Genomic DNA, 17,273 nt, shown 5'->3' with positions numbered 1-17,273 from the left:
CTGCGCCGGCGCGGCCCGCGCCGCTCATTGAAGCTCGACGCGGCGGATCTCGCCGACGACGAACAGGTAGCAGATCACGGCGACGAGCGCGTGCGCGACGACGTAGACGAGCGCGCCGTTGAACGAGCCGCTGCGCTCGACGATGTAGCCGATCGCGATCGGCGTCGTGATGCTGGAGAGGTTGCCGCACGTGTTGAGCAGCGCACCGCTCAGGCCCGCAATCTGGCGCGGCGCGGTGTCGGCGTTGACGGCCCAGCCGAGCGCGCCGAGTCCCTTGCCGAAGAACGACAGCGCCATGAACAGCACGACGAGCACGTGCGAATCGGTGTAGTTGCAGACGATCATCGACATCGACAGCAGCATGCCGACCACGATCGGCACCTTGCGCGCGACCGACAGCGAGCGGCCCTGCTTGAGCAGCCCGTCGGACACGACGCCGCCGAGTATCCCGCCGAGGAACCCGCACACGGCCGGGATCGACGCGACGAGCCCCGCGTTGAGGATCGACATCCCGCGCGCCTGCACGAGATAGACGGGAAACCACGTGATGAAGAAATAGGTGAGCGCGTTGATGCAGTATTGTGCGACGTACACGCCCACCAGCATCCGGTTGCGCAGCAGCGCCTTCACGTGGCGCAGCGACGGGCCGCCGGCGCGTTCGCCGGTCGCCTGGTCGATGTTGACGAGCGCGCCGCCTTCGGCGAGGTAGTCGAGCTCCGCGCGATTGATGTTCGGATGATCCTTCGGGTCGTATATCGTGCGGTTCCACACGAGGACGAACGCGAAGCCGAGCACGCCCATCACCGCGAACACCGACTGCCAGCCGAACGCGTGCACGAGCCAGCCCATCAGCGGCGCGAACACGACGGTCGCCGCGTACTGCGCGGCGTTGAAGATCGCCGACGCGGTGCCGCGCTCGGCGGCCGGGAACCACGCGGACACGATCCGGCTGTTGGCCGGGAACGACGGCGCCTCGGCCGCGCCGACCAGGAAGCGCAGCCCGAACAGCAGCGCGAACGCGGCCGCGCCGCCGAAGAAGCCGATCGAACCCTGCAGCAGCGTGAAGAGCGACCAGAAGAAGATGCTGAACGCGTAGACGATGCGCGAACCGTAGCGGTCGAGCAGCCAGCCGCCCGGCAGTTGCGCGAGCACGTACGACCAGCCGAACGCGGAGAAGATGAAGCCGATCTGCACGTGGCTCAGGTGCATTGCGCGGGCGAGGCTCGGGCCGGCGATCGCGATCGCCGCGCGATCCGCGTAGTTGATCGTCGTGACCGCGAACAGGACGGCCAGCACGAGCCAGCGCACGCGGGTGCGCCGGGCCGTTGCCGACGCGGACGCCGGCAGCGCGTGAAGCGGATTCATGACTTGTCTCCTCCGAAGGGCGGAAGGTGCCGCCGTGCGGCAGGCGCGTCGATGCGCGCGTGATGTGTGTGGGTGCCGCCGGTTCGGGCCGGCCCCGGGCGCCGATGCAGGCAGGGCGCCCGGGCCATTCTGTCATGTCGAAATTTGCGCTTTCATGCCAATTGCTGACTTGATCGATTCAGCATTTGAATCGATCGATCGGGCGCGAACCGGTCAGGCGCGCGCGTCGTTAGCGCTCGCGCCGTGATGCCGCGCCACGTGCTGCGCGAGAAACTCGACGGCGGCGCGCACGCCGGGCAACTGACCGCGCCGGTGCGGCATCAGCAGCGTCGTCGTGACGGTGCCGGCGCGCCAGCAGGGCAGCACGCGCACGAGTGCGCCGGACGCGAGCGCCGCGCCGGCGATCCAGTCGGGCAGGCACGCGATGCCGAGCCCGGCCGTCGCGGCCTGCAGCAGCAACGTCGATTCGTCGGCCTGCAGGCGCAGGCGCGGCGTCACGTCGACGGTGTCGCCGCCGCGCTGCAGCCGCCACGCTTGCGGGCCCGGGTGGAGTCCGTCGTGCCGGGCGAGATCGGCGGGCTCGTCCGGCACGCCCGCCCGCGCGAGATAGGCCGGCGACGCCACGGCGACGATCGGCGATGCCGCGAGCGGCCGTTGCACGAGCGCGGAGTCGGGCAGCGGTGCGAAATGGCTGCGCACGGCGATGTCGAAGCCTTCCTGCGCGATGTCGACGAGGCGGTCGCTCGCATGAATCTGCAGCAGCAGCTTCGGATGCGCGATCGCAAGCGCCGGCAGGCACGGCGCGAGGATGTGCTGGGCGACCGGCACCGAACTCGTGATCCGCACGACGCCGGCCGGCTCGGCGGCCTGCCGCAGCACCGCATCGCGCGCGCTTTCCGCTTCGATCACGGCCGCCCGCGCATGCTCGAAGAATTCGGCGCCGACCGGCGTGAGCCGGAAGCTGCGCGACGTGCGATGCACGAGCCGCGCGCCGAGCGTGCGCTCGAGCTCGGCCACGCGCTTGCTGACCGTCGATTTCGGCAGGTCGAGGCGGCGCGCGGCGGCCGACATGCTGCCGGCGTCGACCGCCTGCACGAACAGGTAAAGGTCGTTCAGATTCACTTTCAGCGTCCACATGAAGAAACGACGGGTTTCGATTTTAGCGGCTACTGCGCCATCGTTCGTCATGGGAGCATGATCGCTCGTTCAACTTTCTCGGAATTTCCCGATGTCTCCGATCCTTCTCTACGGCGTTCCCGCCGGCTGCTCGTTCGGCTCGATCGTCGCGCTCGAATGGGCCGGCCGCCCATACCGGCTGTCGCGCATCACGATGCCGGGCGCCGTGACGAGCGACGCCTTTCTCGCGCTGAACCCCGTCGCCGAGACGCCGGCGTTCGTCACCGCGAACGGCGACGTGCTGACCGAAAGCGTCGCGATCCTCGGCCACATCGGCGCGCAGGCGCTCGACGGCGGCCTGGCGTTCCGCCAGGGCAGCGCGGATTTCGACCGGCTGAACCGAATGCTGGCGTGGCTGAACACGACGTTCTTCAGCGCGTTCGGCGCGCTCTGGTACGTGTACGAGCACGACACCGAAGGCGCCGAGAAAGCGGCGCTGCAGGCGTACGGCCGCGGCAAGGTGCTGAAGGCGCACCGGCAACTGGAAGCGCTGCTCGAGCGCGGCGAAGGCCCGTGGCTCTTGGGCGCGCGGCGCACGCTGGCCGATGCGTACTTCGCCGGGATCGCGCGCTGGGCCGACTATCACGCGGTGTTCGAGCGCGATGCGTTCCCGCGCATCGCCGCGTTGCGTGCGCGGCTCGCCGACGACGCCGGCGTGCAGTTCGCGCATGCGATCGAGGAAAACCTGTCGCTGCCGGCCTCGTCGGCCTTCGAAGGGCATGTGTCGCTTGACGACGCGCTGGCCAGCACGCGCGTCCTCGCGGTTCCGGCCCGTGCGATCTGACCACTGACCGGCATCGGGGTCGCCCGAGCAAGCGGAGTCTGCCGTTAAATTTTACCCGGGTGATATTGACATCCAATTTACACCCGGGTAAAAATGGCGTCATTCCGATTCCTGCCCGCGGGCGACTCCCATGACGACTTCCACGCTTGTTCCTTCCTACACGGCCTTCGACGGCCACCGGCGGCTCGCGTCGGGCCCGCTCGCGACGGTCGCGCTCGCGGTCCGGCAGGCTGCCGGCGATGCGATGTCCGCCACGATCCTGATCTTCGACGATGCGACGGGGCGCTCGATCGACCTCGACCTGCGCGGCACGGCGGACGACATCCGCGCGCGCTACGCGCCGCCGTCGGGCGACGCGTTGGCGGCCGCCGGCGAGCCGGCCGGCGCGGGCGAACAGCGCGGCCGCGGCCGGCCGAAGCTCGGCGTCGTGTCGCGCGAGGTCACGCTGCTGCCGCGTCACTGGGAATGGCTGGCCGCGCAGCCGGGCGGTGCGTCGGTCGCGCTGCGCAAGCTCGTCGAGGACGCGCGGCGCACGCATGCGGCGGCCGATCGTCTCCGCGACGCGCAAACCCGCGCCTACCACTTCATGTCGGCGATAGCGGGCGACCTGCCCGGCTTCGAGGAAGCCGCGCGCGCGCTGTATGCGAACGATCCGGCGCGGCTCGCCGAGCTCGTCGCCGGCTGGCCGGACGACGTGCGCGACCATGCGCTCGCGCTCGCGCGCGGCGACCTGCCGCCGTCCGCCGAAGACTGCTGAGACGCGGAGCGAACGCGATGACCGTATTCGACCTGAACCGCGGCGCGACCGCGCCGGTCGCCGACGAAGTCGACCTCGTCGACCTGCGCGTGACCGGCACCGTTCCGCCCGAACTCGCGGGCACGTTGCTGCGCAACGGCCCGAATCCGCCGGGCGGCCGCTTCGCAGGCAACGACATGCTGTCGTGGTGGCCGGAAGCCGCGATGCTGCACGCGATCGCGTTCGAAGGCGGGCGGGCGACCGGCTACCGGAACCGCTGGGCGCGCACGCAGCGCTGGGCCGCCGTGCATGCGCCGCACGAGGCGCCGCAACTGCCCGACACCAATCCGAACGTGAGCGTGTTGCGGCACGCGGGTGAATTGCTCGCGCTGTCGGAGGGCTGCGCGCCGTTCGCGATCACGGCCGCGCTCGATTCGCTCGGCGTGCCGGCGCGGCACACGGGCCTTGGCGGCGGGATGACCGCGCATCCGAAGGTCGACCCGGTAACCGGCGAGCTGATCGCATTCCGCGCGGACTGGCGCGCGCCGTGGCTGCGCTACGGCGTCGCCGACGCGCAGGGCGTGCAGCGTGTCGACATCGAGATCGACCTGCGCGCGCCGTCGATGATGCACGACCTCGCGATCACCGAAACCCGCAGCCTGCTGCTCGACCTGAACGTCGGCTACGACTTCTCGCTGCTCAAGCAGGGCCACCGGATGCCGCTGCGCTGGCACGACGACCGGCCCGCGCGCATCGGCGTGATCGCGCGTCACGGCGGCGCGGTGCGCTGGTTCGAGGTCGAGCCGTGTTTCATCATGCACGTCGTGAACGCGTACGACTGCGACGCGTCGTGCATCGTGCTCGATGCGGTGCGCTATCCGTCGTTCCTTCGGCTCGATCCGCGCACGGGCCGCTTCGCCGACAACCCGGTCGGCGAGCTGTGGCGCTACGTGATCGACACGGCGAACGGGCTGATCGACGAAGGGCCGCTCGCCGACGGCGGCATCGAGCTGCCGCGCATCAACGAAAGCCGCACGGGGCGCCGCTATCGCTACCTGTATGCGGTCGAGCAGCCGAACCCCGCGGAAATGCGCGGCGTGATGCGCTTCGACCAGGCGAGCGGCACGACGACGCGCTACGCGGTGCCGGCCGGCGACCAGAACAGCGAGCCGGTGTTCGTGCCGCGCCCGGGCGGCACCGACGAGGACGACGGCTGGCTGCTGGTGCTGGTGTACCGCGCGGCGACGGATACGAGCGACGTCGTGATCCTCGATGCGCGCGCGATCGACGCGGGGCCGGTCGCGACCGTGCACCTGCCGCGCCGCGTGCCGGCCGGCTTCCACGGTGCATGGGTGCCGCGCGAGCAGTGAGCGGCGCGGTGGCGCGTCACTGCGCGCGCAGCGCGTCGACGATCTTCAGCCGCGCGGCGCGCATCGCCGGCAGGAACCCGCCGACGAGCCCCATCACCAGCGAGAACAGCAGCGTCTTCACGACGATCGCGGGTGTCAGCACGAAGCGGAACGACAGGTCCGCGAAGGTCTGGAAGTTGGTGGTCGAGAACGACGCGAACTGCATCAGCGACGCGCACGCGAGCCCCGCGACGCCGCCGACGAAGCCGAGCAGCAGCGCTTCCAGCAGGAACGCGGCGAGCACGTTCGTGCGCTTGAAGCCGAGCGCGCGCAGCGTGCCGATCTCGGCCACGCGGTTCGCGACCGACGCATACATCGTGATCATCGCGCCGATCATCGCGGCGATCGAGAAGATCGTCGACAGCGTGATGCCGAGGATGTTGATGAACGTCGACAGCGCCTTCGACTGGTCGCCGTAGAAGGTCTGTTCGCGTTTCGCCTCGTCGGTCAGCCGCGGGTCGACGTCGATGTCGGCCTTGAAGCGCGCGAAGCCGTCGGCGCTCGGGATGCGCAGCACCATCGACGAATAGCTGGTGCGCCGGAACGACTGCATCAACTGGTCGACGTCGCCCCAGATTTCCGAATCGAAGCCGCTGCCGCCCGCGTCGAAGACGCCGACGACGGTCCAGTCGCGCTGCGCGAAATGCAGGCTGTCGCCGAGCTGCGTGCCGCTGAAGCCTTTCGCGATCGCGCTGCCGACGACGATCTCCGACGAGCCCGGCGCGAACGGGCGCCCGGCGACGAGCTTCACGTGCGGGCGCAGCGCGAGCCCGGCCGGCGACACGCCGCGGATCACGACGTTCGACGGTTTGCCGGTCGACGTCTTCACGAGCGAAATCAGCACGACCGCTTCCTTCGACACGAGCGGCCGGCCGTCGGCGCCGAGCGCGACGGCCGGGTGCATCTCGAGCGCGTTGGCCTGCTGATGGTCGATCGAACTCTGGATCTCGGTTTCGGCGCCCTTGCGGATCACCACCGCGTTGTCGGGTTCGCCGGTCGACACGAGCGTCTTCGTGAGCCCCGCGTCGAGCATCTGCACCGTCGCGAACACGAAGATCACGAGCGCCATCCCGCCGGCGGTCAGCGCGGTGGTGAGCCGGCGGGTCCACAGGTTGCGCGCGATGTAGTTGAGCGGAATCGCCATGGCCTAGCCGATCGCCCTCAGCCCTTCGACGACGCGCACGCGCGCCGCCTGCCATGCCGGCACGATCGCCGCCGCGAAGCCGACCGCGACCGAGCACGCGGCCTGGAGCGCGATCGTCTCGCTCGACACCTTGAACACCGGGAAGATGCCGCCGGCCGCCTGCTTGAACAGGCTCGCGGCGGGCGGTGTCGCGAGGATCCCGAGCCCGCCGCCGGCCACCGCGATCACGACCGATTCGCCGAACACGATCAGCGCGAGGAAGCCGGGGCCGAAGCCGAGCGCCTTCAGCGTCGCGTATTCGGCCGTGCGTTCGCGCGCGCTCATCGCCATCGCGTTGGCCATCACGGCCATGATGATCAGGATCACGACGTAAGACACGACGCGGATCGCCGCGATGATCTGGTTCGACATCGCGACGAAGCCGAGCTGGAACGCCTGTTCGGTCTCGGTCAGCGTCTCGGCAAGCGAGTTCTTGAACACCGCGTCGACGTGGCGCGCGATCGACGGGCCGTCGTCGGGGTTCGCGACGCCGAGCACGAATACGCCGACCTGGTCGGCCTGCTTCGGCGTGCGCTTTCGCACCGTCTCGTTCAGGTAGTCCCAGTGGAACACCAGTTGGCGCGTGATCGTCGAATCGTCGCGGCCGTCGAGAATCCCGCGTACGACGAAATCCCACGTGCCGGGGTAGATCGTGCCCTTGAGCGGAATCACGTCGCCGACCTTGAAGCCGAACTGTGTCGCGAGTTGGCGGCCGACGAGGCAGCCGCGGCGGTCGCGGTCGTAGTCGGCGCGCTGCTGCGCGGGGAGGATGAATTCCGGATACAGGTCGAGATAGTTGTCCGACACCGCGAAGCTCGCGAAGAAGTTCTTCGGGTCGCGGTAGATGCCGCCGAACCAGTTCGAGCGGACCACGGCCGTCACGCCGTCGACGCCGCGAATCCGGTTCTCGTAGCTCACGGGCAGCGGAAACACGAGCGAGATTGCGTTGCGCGTGACGAGTCGCCCGCTCGAAGCGGCGGCCGCGCCCGCGTACCACGCGTCGACCACGGTGTGCAGCAGCCCGAACGCGAGCACGGCGATGGTCAGCCCGAGCACGGTCAGCAGCGTGCGCAGCTGGTGCCGCAGCGCGTTGCGCGCGATCAGCTTCAGCACGTACATCGCGCGCGCTCCCGCCGCCGGTCAGCCGGCGTGCCCATCGATCAGCTCCCCTTTTTCCAGATGCACGAGCGAGCGCGCGGCGCCGGCCGCGTGCGCGTCGTGGGTCACCATGATGATCGTCTTGCCGAGTTCGGCGTTCATCCGCTGCAGCATCGCGAGCACGTCGGTGGCCGACGCGCGGTCGAGGTCGCCGGTCGGCTCGTCGGCGACGATCAGCACCGGATCGGTGATCAGCGCGCGCGCGATCGCGACGCGCTGCTGCTGGCCGCCCGACAGCTCGGACGGATAATGGCTCGTCCGGTCGCCGAGGTTCACCATGTCGAGCACGAGTTCGACGCGCTCGCGCCGCTCGCGGCGCGACAGGTGCGTGAGCATCAGCGGCAGCTCGACGTTCTCGAACGCGGTGAGCACCGGCATCAGGTTGTAGAACTGGAAGATGAAGCCGACGTTCGCCGCGCGCCATTCGGCCAGTTGCGCCTCCGCGAGCAGCGAGATGTCGAGGCCGCCCACGCGCAGCTCGCCGCTGTCGGGCCGGTCGATGCCGGCCACGAGATTCAGCAGCGTGCTCTTGCCGGAGCCCGACGGCCCCATCAGCGCGACGAAGTCGCCTTCGCCGATGTCGAGCGTGATGTCGGTCAGCACGGGCACGATCTGGTTGCCGCGCCGGTACGACTTCGCGACGTGGCTGATCTCGACGAGGGGCGGCGGGGCGTCGTTCACGCGTGCGCTACTTCTTCGCGACGGTCACTTTCGCACCGTCCTTCAGCTTCGCGCCGGGCGCGAGCACGACCGTGTCGCCGGCCTGCACGCCGCGGATCGAGACGAGTTCGCCGATCCGCATCCCGCGCGTGACGGCCACCGCGCGCACGGTGTCGTCCTTCACGACGAACACGACCGGCCGGCCGTCGCGCTCGACCACCGCGCTCGCCTGCACGGCCGTCACCGGCTGGCGGTCCTGCGGCGTCACCGGTTTCGACAGGAACGCGATCTTCGCGCTCATGTCGGGCAGCACGCGCTCGTCGCGCTCGACGAAGCGCACCTTCACGAGCACGGTGGCCTTCGAGCGGTCGACGGTCGGCACGATGCGCGACACGCGGCCCGCGAAGCGCATGTCGGGCAGCGCGTCGAGCTGGATCTCGCACGGCTGCTCGGCGCGGATCTTCGCGATATTCGATTCGGCGACGTCGGCCTCGACCTCGAGCGTGTCCATGTCGGCGATCGTCACGACCGCGCCCTTGCTGTCCGACGCGGACGAGAACGGCGTGATGTTGTCGCCGACGTTCGCGTGCTTCGCGAGCACGATGCCGTCGAACGGCGCGCGGATCACCGTCTGGTCGACCGCGACCTGCGCGGCCAGCGCGTTGGCCTCGGCGGACGCGATCGCGGCCTGGTCGCTGTTGACCGACGCGCGCGCCTTGTTCACGCGGGCCGTGTCGGTGTCGAGCTGCGCGGCCGGCACGGCGCCCTTGGGCGCGAGCACCGAGGTGCGGCGCAACGCGATCTCGGCGTCCTTCAGCTCGGCCTGCTGGACGCCCAGGTTCGCGCGGGCGACCTTCACCTGCGCGAGCGCCTGCGCCAGCGACGCCTCGACGTCGCGGCTTTCGAGGCGCGCGATGATGTCGTCCTTCTTCACGCGCGTGCCTTCCAGTACGCCGAGCCATTCGACGCGCCCCTGACCCTTCGACGCGACCGCGGCCTTGCGCTGCGGCACGACGTAGCCGGTCGCATTGAGCTGCGTGTCGTTCTGGTACGGGTAGGCGGACGTGACGGAGGTGGTCTCGACGGTCGGCCGGCCGGTGAGCGCGAGGCCGGCGACGATCGCGACGACGACGAACGCGGCGGCGGCCGCATAGCGGACCCACCGGCGCCGGCGGGGCACCGGTGCGATCGGACGCCGGTCGATTTTCAGTTTGTCCAGATTGTGATCGGGCAATTTGAGCGCCTCGAGACGGCGGCGGTCTGGCGACCGGCCGCGATCCGGTTTCCGGGGAAAGGGACGGATGGACGCCAGTATAAGCGTGGCCCCGACGGCGCGCGAGCCGGTTTGCGGGGCCGTGCGGCGGTGGCCAGTCCGGCCTGCCGGCGCAGGCCGGCGCGCCCGCCCCCGGGGAAACCCGAGGATGCAAGCAACGTGTCAACTTGCCGCGAACGCGGTGCGTTATGGAACCAGTGCGTCAGGTTTTATCGCGGCGGAACGGCGAAAGCCGGCCGCGCGGCCTGGGGCTCCGATGCGAATGCCTCGCATCTTTGACTACCGGTACGTTGGATTTTTTCTCCGCTAAAGGAAGAACAATGAAGAAGACGCTCGCTTCGATCATGACCGCAGCATTCGCACTCGCATCGGTTTCGGCATTCGCACAGGAGACGGCATCGGCTCCGGCGGGCGCGATGGCACCCGCTTCCGCACCGATGAAGAAGGATCACAGCAAGCCGAAGCACCAGCTGAAGCACCACGGTTCGAAGAAGGGCCAGGCGAAGGCTGCAGCCGCATCGGCCGCCGGCACGAACGACGCAGGCACGCAGAACTAAGAAGCGGTTCGCCGCCACGGCCGGCGTTGCCGGTCATCGGTCGGCCGACCCCGCATGCTCCGGCATGCGGGGTTTTGTTTTTTCAGGCGCCGGATTCGCCGGATTCGCCCGGTTTGTCCAGCCGCACGGGCGGCGGCATGCGCATCGCGTCGACCACCGTGCGCATGCGCCGCCAGTGCGAACCTTCCCAGAACACGCGCCGGCACACGTCGCACGCGGCGAAGCGCCGGTGCCGCTGCCGGACGCCGGCCGGCACGCGCGGCGCGGCCGCCGCCGCGTCGAGCGGATGCAGCGGCGCATTGCAGCGCAGGCACAGCCGGAACGGCCGCATGTGCGGCGCGAGATCGAGCCTCTCGAACAGTTCGCGCAACTGGTCGGCCGGCTGCAGCGTATGCAGGTAGCAGCCGCGCTCAACCGCGCGCCGCTTGAGCAGCTCGCGGTCGCGGGTCAGCACGATCCTGCCCTCCCGGGCGGCAAGCGCCGCGAGTTCGTCGTCGCGGTAGTGGTTGTCGTAGCAGGTGTCGAAGCCGGTGAGACGCAGCAGTTGCGCGAGGCCGCCGAGATGCGCGTCGGCGACGAAGCGCCAGTGCGCCGGCGGCGGCATCGCGGCGCCGCTCGCCGCCGGTTGCGCGCGCTCGGGAAAGGCTTCGACGCGGTCGCCGTCGGCGAGCGGCCGGTCGAGCGCGGACGGCGCGTCGTTCACGCAGAGCCGGCCGATTTCCGTGTGCGGGACGCCGAGCGCCTCGATCGCGTGCTTCAGCGTCGCGTCGCGCGCACACGCGTGCCCGAACGCGCGGTCGCGCTGCGCGCGCGGCAGAAAGGCGTTCAGTTCGCCGTGGAAGCGGAAGGTCGCGGTCGCCATGCGCGCAGTATCGCACCGCGCATGGCCGGCCGCGCGGCCTGCAGACGCGTCGCATCTGTGTTTAACTCCCCGCTTCACGGAGCGAAGGAGCGGGAAATGGATCTCGGGTTTATCGGGCTGGGTGAAATGGGGCAGGCAATCGCGACGAACCTGCTGAAAGCCGGACACACGGTGCGGGTCTGGAACCGGTCGCGCGAGCGCGCCGAGCCGCTCGCCGCGCTCGGCGCGCAGATCGTCGATACGCCGGCCGACGCGTTTCGCGGCGACGCGGTGTTCTCGATGCTGGCCGACGACGCTGCGGCGCGCGCGATCTTCGACGACGCGCTGCTCGCGCAGGCGCCGCGCGGCCTGATTCACGTGAACATGGCGACGGTGTCGGTCGCGCTGGCCGAATCGCTCGCGCACGCGCATGCGTCGCGCGGCATCCATTACGTCGCCGCGCCGGTGATGGGCCGGCCCGACGTCGCGGCCGCCGCGCGGCTGACGATCATGGCCGGCGGACCGGCCGAGGCGATCGACCGCGTGCAGCCGCTGTTCGACGCGATCGGCCAGAAGACCTGGCGGTTCGGTTCGCTGCCGCAGCACGCGAACGTCGCGAAGATCGCCGCGAACTTCACGCTCGCGTCGGCGATCGAGACGCTCGGCGAAGCGTCCGCGCTGCTCGGCGCGCACGGCGTCGCGATGCGCGACTTCCTCGACGTGATCACCGGCAGCGTGTTTCCGGGCCCCGTCTACGAAGGCTACGGCGGCATGATTGCCGAGCGGCGCTACGAGCCCGCGCGCTTCAAGGCGCGCCTCGGGCTGAAGGACGTGCGCCTCGCGCTGGAAGCCGGCGACGCCGTGTCGGTGCCGCTGCCGGTGGCGAGCGTCGTGCGCGACAACCTGCTCGACGCGCTCGCGCACGGCGGCGGCGACCAGGATTTCGCGGTGCTCGGCGAAGTCGCGCTGCGCCGCGCGGGCCGCTGATCCGGCGCGCGACAGAAGTCCGGCGCATCGGCATAATCGACGTTTCGTTTTTCCTTTCATCGAGGCAGAGGCGGTCATGAACTTGCATACGTGGTGGCTTTTCGTGGCGACGGTGTTCGTCGTGTCGGCGATTCCGGGCCCGAACATGCTGCTCGTGATGACGCACGGCGCACGGCACGGGCTGCGCCGCTCCATGTGGACGATGGCCGGCTGCCTCACCGCGCTGGTGCTGATGCTGTCGGTGTCCGCGGCGGGCCTCGGCGCGGTGCTCGAGGCGTGGCCGGCGATGTTCAACACGCTGCGCTTCGCGGGCGCGGCCTACCTGATCTACCTCGGCGTGAAGGCGTGGCGCGCGCGCGTCGACGACGAGCAGCCCGCCGCCGACGTCGACACCGTGTCGCGCCAGGCCGCGCCGGCGTCTCGCGGGACGCTGTTCCGCAACGGTTTCCTGGTCGCGGGCAGCAACCCGAAGGCGATCCTGTTCGCGGCCGCGCTGCTGCCGCAGTTCATCAACGCGGCCGAGCCGACGCTGCCGCAGTTCGGCGTCCTCGTGGTCACGTTCGCGGTGATCGAGGTGAGCTGGTATCTCGTCTACGCGTCGTTCGGCACGCGCATCGGCGCGACGCTGAAGAGCCAGAGCGTCGCGAAGATCTTCAACCGGCTGACGGGCGGGCTGTTCGTCGGCTTCGGCGCGATGATGGCGCTGGTCCGTCACTGATTTCACGCTGAATCCCGCGTATCGAACGCCCCGTCCCTCGCCAGAGGGCGGGGCGTTCGGCTTTGGGCGGCTGCTTCGCGGCGCGGACGTTACGTGCTCGGGCCCGTCGATGTCGCCGCGCCGGCCCGGTGCCCGGCCGCGAGCTGGCGTTACGCAACGCGCAACCCGAATACGGCAGCCGCGCCGGCGAACGCGAAGCCGACGCCGCACACCGCGCTCCACCCGCCCGAGGCCCACGCGCTGCCCGCCAGCGCCGCGCCGAGCGCGCTGGCGCGCAGCGCGCATCGCGATGCGCTGAGGGTGGTGGAAACGGTGGGGCTGGAGACGCGGATCAACGTGTGGATCGTGCACGGCGCGCTGCCGGGCCGGCTGGTGCGGCCCGTCGCGCTGCTGCGCGATGCGCTCGGCGCGGTGCTCGAGCGGGAGATCCTGAAGGGGTCGGGTTCGGACTAGCGATCTAGAGGCGACATTCGAGGGAAAATCCTTATTTTCTCTACGGAAATGTTGCAATGCAGAAATCGATTCGCTATAGTTGTACCTGTCTCCTCCATGTCTCCTCTGATATGGATTCAGCCCGCCTCTTAGGCGGGCTTTTTTTTGCCTGCGATTGTGTCGCAGCGTTCCATTCGCCGGCGCTCGCCGCGCTCAGAACTTGTACGTCATCCCGACGTAGCTGATGATCGGGTCCGCCTTCAGGTCCGATTTCGACTCCGAGAGCACCGTGCCGTCGGCCGCCTTGATCGTCACCGTCGACGTCGTCTTCAGCGGGATGTAGGTGACCGACGCGACCAGCCCGAAGTGTTCCGTCATGTTGTACTGCAGGCCCGCGTTGAACACCGGCTGCCACGACGACGACGCCTTCGCCTCCACCGACGTCGTACCCGGCTTGCCCGCGCCCGCCGCGAGCACCGCGCCGAGGTTGTCCTGCGTCTGCTTGATGAAGTTCGTGTTGAGCTGCAGGTCGCTGAACCAGTTGTACGACACGCCGAGGCCGAGGAACGGCCGGAACTTCGCGTTTGCCTGCCCGAAGTAGTACTGCAGGATCATCGCCGGGCTCCACTGCCGCACGCTCTTCACGATCGGGTTGACCGACGCGAGCGCGATGTTCTGCGTGCCCAGCGCGCCGGCCGGGCCGGGCGGCTTGATCGTGCCCTGGCCGGACACCTTGAACACCGGCGGCACGCCGGCCACCGACGTGACCGCGATGTGGTCGGTCAGGAAGTGACTGACCGTCAGGCCGACCGTATCCGCGCCGCTGGTGTGCAGCCCGGTGCCCGGCGACGTGAACGACGGCGGCAGCCGCAGCGGCGTGTTGATCGGCGTCGGCGCGACGTTGGTCGTCATCGGCGTGCTGCTCTGCTGCGGCATGATGTGGAACCAGCCCAGCGTGACGACGTTGCTGCCGGCGCTCTGCGCGTGCGCCGCGAACGGCACCGCGACGGCGGCGCCGGCTGCCGCGCAGAGAAGGGTTTTCTTGATCACGGCCTCACCCTCCGCTTACTGGACGAATGCGCCGATCGTGAAATACGGCGTCGATCCCGCGTTGTCGAGGAAACCGAACACGCCACCCGTGAAGATGAACTTGCCGGTCGGCGACGTGCTGCCCGAACCCGTGTGGATCGTCGTGACCGTGCCCGGCACCTTCTGCGTGTAGTCGAGATCGAGCGCGGTCGCGAGCGACGCCTGCGACGGCTGGAACGGATCGAGCAGCGTGGCCTGCTTGTCGGTCAGCGCGGTGGTCCGGTAATCGAACTGGCTGTCGACGCCGATGTATTCGCCGTTCTGCGAACCGACTGCCACTGCCGTCTGCGGCGCGAGGATCGAGATGCTCGATTCGTCGTCGGCGGTCAGGCCCGGCACGCCGTTGCTGTCCGGCGTCGGGTTCGGGTTCGCGACACCCGTGCGCACGAGGATCGGCACCAACTGGTTGCGCAGCTTGCCGACGATCATGAAGCCCTTGCCCTGCGGCGTCGCCGACAGCGTCGGCTTCAGCTGGCTCGCGTAGTTGTTCGACTGGAACGCGCCGCTGCCGTCGGCCGACTGCACGAAGTTCGTGCCTTGCTGCGTGCACGCGCCGCCGGCGAACTGGCCGGTCGTGTCGCACTTGGTCCACGTGCCGTCCGCGTTGATCGTCACCTTCGCGTCGATCGACGCGGGCGCGAATTTCTGCGACGGCACTTCGCCGAAGCCGATGTGGCTGTACGTGCCCGCGACCTTCGTGATGTCGGTTTCGATCGACGAGAAGCCGATGAACGGGTAGTACGGGAATTTCGTGTCGGGCACCGCGGCCTGGCCGAGCACGCCGTCGAACTGGATCTCCTTGCCGGGAATCGTGCCGCCCGCGACGCCGAAGCCGACGAAGATGCGCGCCGGACGCGACGCATCGAGGCTCGCGCCGTTCAGCCGGAACGCGCACTGGTTCAGCTTGTTGGTCGGCAGCAGCGTTTCCTGCGTGAGCGTGCCGCTGTCGACCGTGCCCGCGCGGGTCGGCACGACGGTGCCGGTCTTTTGCGGCACCGCCGATTCGACATAGGTGATCTGCCAGGTCATCTTGGTCGTGTCGAGCTGGACCTTCGCGAGTTCGCCGCTGCCCGCGCCGCCCGTAAACACGGTGTTGTAGTCGAGCGTGGCAGGGCAGAGCCGGTCTTCGACGAGCGGAGGCGGATTGTCGCTGCCGCCGCCGCATGCGGAAAGAAGGGGGGCGGCAAGGGCCGCCGCCAGAATGAGGTTGCGCTTCATGTTGCTCCTCCAGATTTGTCTTGTACGGCGGCCAGCTCCCTGTCGGCCGCTTCTGTTGCTTGTGCTCGTCCTGCTTGCGCCGTGCCGAGCGCTTTCGTGCCTTCCCTGCATCACGCGGCGGCGGGCCGGCCGCCGCCGCGTCCTCGTTACTTGCTGATCTGCGCGCCCACGCCGAAGTACGGGGTCGACGACGTCGTCGAATTCGCGGACGTCGACGTCACGCCGCCATTCACCGTGCCCTGGATCAGCGCCGCGTACAGCCCGCCCGTCGCGATCACGACGCCCGACGCGGCGCTACCGCTCTTCGGAATCGTCGTCGCGTTGAGCAGCCCCGGCGTCGTCTGGCCGTAGTCGAGCGTGAAGCCGTCTTCCTCGGCCTGCGTACTCGGATTGATGAACGATGCGTTGCTGCCGCGGATCAGCGCAGCCGTGTACTTGAAGTTCGAGTCCGCGCCCGCGTAGCCGCCGTCAATCGCGCCCGACTGGATCGCGGTGGCACTGCCGAGCACCGCGATGCCCGATTCGTCGTCGACCTGCGCGTCGGTGTGCAGCGGCGGCGTGCCGAGGTTCACGTTGCCCGTGCGCACGATCACCGGCACCGTCGCGCCGTTGAGTTGGCCGATCACCATGTGCGCGGTCGCCGACTTGCCGGTCGCGCCGACGATCGGCAGCGACGTTTGCGGCAGCGTCTGCGGCGCCTTCGTGCTGTCGAAGTAGCCGCCGTTCGCGGTGTTCACGGTCCATGGGTTGCCGGTCGTCTGGCAGCCGCCCGAACCTGTCGACGTGCACGCGCCGTTCGCATCGAACGTCTCGCTCGAGTTCGTCCCCTTCGTCGCGTAGTTGCCCGACGGCACGAGGTGGTAGATCAGTGCGTTGTACGTGCCCGGCAGCTTCGAGATGTCCGTCGTCGTGCTCGCGAAGCCGAGGAACGGATAGAAATCGAAGTGGCGATTGGGCACCTGGCCGACGTTTTGCACGATGCCCGGGATGATCGTCAGCCCGTCGTACTGGATCGTCGCGCCCGGAATGCCGCCGCCCGCGACGCCCATGCCGACCAGCAGCATCGGCGGGTTCGCCTGGTTGAAGTCGGCGGCCGTCGAATAGGTCGAGCCGTTCGGCGCGGTGCCGGTGCCCGGTGTGAGGACGAATGCGCAGCGCGTTTGTTCTGCGGTCGGCAGCGTGCCGGCCGGCGGATGGACGACCTTGCCGGTGATCGTCGTGCCGGCGCGGCTCGGCGTAACGGTGCCGGTCGCGAGCGGAATCGGCGATTCGAGCCACTTGAGCGTGTAGGTCATCGCCACGGCGTCGATGTTGACGCTGACGATCTCGCCGCTACCGGCGCCGCCGAGGTACGTGCTCTTCACGATGTCCGCGGTGGCCGGGCACAGCGCGCCGTTGACGGGCTGCGACGGCGGCGGCCCTTGCGTGCCGCAGCTGGAACCTGAACATTGGGGCGCATCGATCGGCGCGAGTGCGCCGCCGGAGTCCCCCCCACCACATGCAACCAGGAAAGGGGCAATGGCAAAGGCCGTTGCCACCCCCTTCGTTAAGGCGTGCGACATGCCGCTGTCTCCAATCGTTTAATTGTGCGAGCTAATGTCGCCGCCTGGATTTTTGCTGTCAATTGATGAACCCGTCTAAAAAAGGCGATTGAAACGGGAAGCGTGTTTTGAATCCTTGTCCGGCA

16 protein-coding genes and 1 pseudogene are annotated in these 17,273 nt (G+C 69.2%); 7 read left to right on the top strand and 10 right to left on the bottom strand.

Translation table 11 applies throughout. The annotated features are described in order from the left end of the window. Positions 1–24: 24 nt before the first annotated feature. Positions 25–1,365, bottom strand: coding sequence for an MFS transporter (locus HWX08_RS26795; RefSeq protein ID WP_174922510.1), 1,341 nt, complete (start codon positions 1,363–1,365; stop codon positions 25–27). A 213-nt stretch (positions 1,366–1,578) separates the two neighbouring features. Beyond that, on the bottom strand, positions 1,579–2,553 hold the full coding sequence (locus tag HWX08_RS26790) for a LysR substrate-binding domain-containing protein (protein WP_174922511.1): 975 nt from the start codon (positions 2,551–2,553) through the stop codon (positions 1,579–1,581). Positions 2,554–2,593: 40 nt separating this feature from the next. Between HWX08_RS26790 and HWX08_RS26785 the strand changes: the two genes are divergently transcribed. From HWX08_RS26785 to HWX08_RS26775, 3 genes are all read left to right on the top strand, one after another. After that, positions 2,594–3,325, top strand: coding sequence for a glutathione S-transferase family protein (locus HWX08_RS26785; protein WP_174922512.1), 732 nt, complete (start codon positions 2,594–2,596; stop codon positions 3,323–3,325). A gap of 130 nt (positions 3,326–3,455) precedes the next feature. Further along, the gene (locus HWX08_RS26780) at positions 3,456–4,082 is read left to right on the top strand and encodes a DUF2239 family protein (RefSeq protein ID WP_174922513.1); all 627 of its coding nucleotides are present in this window, start codon (positions 3,456–3,458) and stop codon (positions 4,080–4,082) included. A gap of 17 nt (positions 4,083–4,099) precedes the next feature. Further along, positions 4,100–5,431 (top strand): carotenoid oxygenase family protein, encoded by a 1,332-nt coding sequence (locus tag HWX08_RS26775; RefSeq protein ID WP_174922514.1) that lies wholly within the window; start codon positions 4,100–4,102, stop codon positions 5,429–5,431. 16 nt (positions 5,432–5,447) lie between these two features. Here the strand turns inward: HWX08_RS26775 and HWX08_RS26770 are convergent, their stop codons facing one another. Genes HWX08_RS26770 through HWX08_RS26755 form a run of 4 tightly spaced genes read right to left on the bottom strand, consistent with a single transcriptional unit; the run spans position 5,448 to position 9,705 of the window. Continuing rightward, positions 5,448–6,614 (bottom strand): ABC transporter permease, encoded by a 1,167-nt coding sequence (locus tag HWX08_RS26770; RefSeq protein WP_174922515.1) that lies wholly within the window; start codon positions 6,612–6,614, stop codon positions 5,448–5,450. 3 nt (positions 6,615–6,617) lie between these two features. Further along, positions 6,618–7,772 carry an ABC transporter permease gene (locus tag HWX08_RS26765; protein ID WP_174922516.1) on the bottom strand — a complete coding sequence of 385 codons (1,155 nt, stop codon included), beginning with the start codon at positions 7,770–7,772 and terminating at the stop codon, positions 6,618–6,620. A gap of 21 nt (positions 7,773–7,793) precedes the next feature. Continuing rightward, on the bottom strand, positions 7,794–8,492 hold the full coding sequence (locus tag HWX08_RS26760; protein WP_011350637.1) for an ABC transporter ATP-binding protein: 699 nt from the start codon (positions 8,490–8,492) through the stop codon (positions 7,794–7,796). 7 nt (positions 8,493–8,499) lie between these two features. Continuing rightward, the gene (locus tag HWX08_RS26755) at positions 8,500–9,705 is read right to left on the bottom strand and encodes an efflux RND transporter periplasmic adaptor subunit (RefSeq protein WP_174922517.1); all 1,206 of its coding nucleotides are present in this window, start codon (positions 9,703–9,705) and stop codon (positions 8,500–8,502) included. Between the two features lie 359 nt (positions 9,706–10,064). On the opposite strand from HWX08_RS26755, the gene HWX08_RS26750 reads away from it, so the two are divergent. After that, positions 10,065–10,301, top strand: a complete 237-nt coding sequence (locus tag HWX08_RS26750) for a hypothetical protein (protein ID WP_069255506.1) — start codon at positions 10,065–10,067, stop codon at positions 10,299–10,301. Between the two features lie 82 nt (positions 10,302–10,383). Here HWX08_RS26750 and HWX08_RS26745 read toward each other — a convergent pair whose 3' ends face one another. Then, positions 10,384–11,163: a Mut7-C RNAse domain-containing protein gene (locus HWX08_RS26745; protein ID WP_174922518.1), complete on the bottom strand. Its 780-nt coding sequence runs from the start codon at positions 11,161–11,163 to the stop codon at positions 10,384–10,386. A 21-nt stretch (positions 11,164–11,184) separates the two neighbouring features. Here HWX08_RS26745 and HWX08_RS26740 point away from each other — a divergent pair, with 21 nt between their 5' ends. From HWX08_RS26740 to HWX08_RS26730, 3 genes and pseudogenes are all read left to right on the top strand, one after another. Then, positions 11,185–12,129 carry an NAD(P)-dependent oxidoreductase gene (locus HWX08_RS26740; protein ID WP_279610524.1) on the top strand — a complete coding sequence of 315 codons (945 nt, stop codon included), beginning with the start codon at positions 11,185–11,187 and terminating at the stop codon, positions 12,127–12,129. A gap of 76 nt (positions 12,130–12,205) precedes the next feature. Next, the gene (locus HWX08_RS26735; protein ID WP_069255509.1) at positions 12,206–12,847 is read left to right on the top strand and encodes a LysE family translocator; all 642 of its coding nucleotides are present in this window, start codon (positions 12,206–12,208) and stop codon (positions 12,845–12,847) included. A gap of 252 nt (positions 12,848–13,099) precedes the next feature. Then, positions 13,100–13,300 (top strand): annotated as a pseudogene (locus HWX08_RS26730) (LysR family transcriptional regulator); the annotation flags it as partial. Positions 13,301–13,492: 192 nt separating this feature from the next. On the opposite strand, the gene HWX08_RS26725 reads toward HWX08_RS26730, so the two are convergent. From HWX08_RS26725 to HWX08_RS26715, 3 genes are all read right to left on the bottom strand, one after another. Next, positions 13,493–14,326: an OmpW/AlkL family protein gene (locus tag HWX08_RS26725; RefSeq protein ID WP_069257921.1), complete on the bottom strand. Its 834-nt coding sequence runs from the start codon at positions 14,324–14,326 to the stop codon at positions 13,493–13,495. An 18-nt stretch (positions 14,327–14,344) separates the two neighbouring features. Further along, the gene (locus HWX08_RS26720; protein ID WP_069255510.1) at positions 14,345–15,586 is read right to left on the bottom strand and encodes a DUF2957 domain-containing protein; all 1,242 of its coding nucleotides are present in this window, start codon (positions 15,584–15,586) and stop codon (positions 14,345–14,347) included. A 146-nt stretch (positions 15,587–15,732) separates the two neighbouring features. Continuing rightward, positions 15,733–17,148: a DUF2957 domain-containing protein gene (locus tag HWX08_RS26715; RefSeq protein ID WP_069255511.1), complete on the bottom strand. Its 1,416-nt coding sequence runs from the start codon at positions 17,146–17,148 to the stop codon at positions 15,733–15,735. Positions 17,149–17,273: the final 125 nt, after the last annotated feature.

Source organism: Burkholderia metallica, from assembly GCF_902832845.1.
In the GTDB taxonomy this organism is placed as follows: domain Bacteria; phylum Pseudomonadota; class Gammaproteobacteria; order Burkholderiales; family Burkholderiaceae; genus Burkholderia; species Burkholderia metallica.
The sequence above is the reverse complement of the archived record's forward strand: the minus strand, read 5'-3'. Positions and strand labels throughout refer to the sequence as shown.

What these genes read in the sequence shown, in the direction of transcription:
- HWX08_RS26750 (WP_069255506.1), top strand. Translation starts at nt 10,065, where the DNA reads ATGAAGAAGACGCTCGCTTCGATCATGACCGCAGCATTCGCACTCGCA.
- HWX08_RS26715 (WP_069255511.1), bottom strand. Translation starts at nt 17,148, where the DNA reads ATGTCGCACGCCTTAACGAAGGGGGTGGCAACGGCCTTTGCCATTGCC.
- HWX08_RS26735 (WP_069255509.1), top strand. Translation starts at nt 12,206, where the DNA reads ATGAACTTGCATACGTGGTGGCTTTTCGTGGCGACGGTGTTCGTCGTG.
- HWX08_RS26795 (WP_174922510.1), bottom strand. Translation starts at nt 1,365, where the DNA reads ATGAATCCGCTTCACGCGCTGCCGGCGTCCGCGTCGGCAACGGCCCGG.
- HWX08_RS26775 (WP_174922514.1), top strand. Translation starts at nt 4,100, where the DNA reads ATGACCGTATTCGACCTGAACCGCGGCGCGACCGCGCCGGTCGCCGAC.
- HWX08_RS26720 (WP_069255510.1), bottom strand. Translation starts at nt 15,586, where the DNA reads ATGAAGCGCAACCTCATTCTGGCGGCGGCCCTTGCCGCCCCCCTTCTT.
- HWX08_RS26765 (WP_174922516.1), bottom strand. Translation starts at nt 7,772, where the DNA reads ATGTACGTGCTGAAGCTGATCGCGCGCAACGCGCTGCGGCACCAGCTG.
- HWX08_RS26770 (WP_174922515.1), bottom strand. Translation starts at nt 6,614, where the DNA reads ATGGCGATTCCGCTCAACTACATCGCGCGCAACCTGTGGACCCGCCGG.
- HWX08_RS26740 (WP_279610524.1), top strand. Translation starts at nt 11,185, where the DNA reads ATGGCCGGCCGCGCGGCCTGCAGACGCGTCGCATCTGTGTTTAACTCC.
- HWX08_RS26745 (WP_174922518.1), bottom strand. Translation starts at nt 11,163, where the DNA reads ATGGCGACCGCGACCTTCCGCTTCCACGGCGAACTGAACGCCTTTCTG.
- HWX08_RS26785 (WP_174922512.1), top strand. Translation starts at nt 2,594, where the DNA reads ATGTCTCCGATCCTTCTCTACGGCGTTCCCGCCGGCTGCTCGTTCGGC.
- HWX08_RS26780 (WP_174922513.1), top strand. Translation starts at nt 3,456, where the DNA reads ATGACGACTTCCACGCTTGTTCCTTCCTACACGGCCTTCGACGGCCAC.
- HWX08_RS26790 (WP_174922511.1), bottom strand. Translation starts at nt 2,553, where the DNA reads ATGACGAACGATGGCGCAGTAGCCGCTAAAATCGAAACCCGTCGTTTC.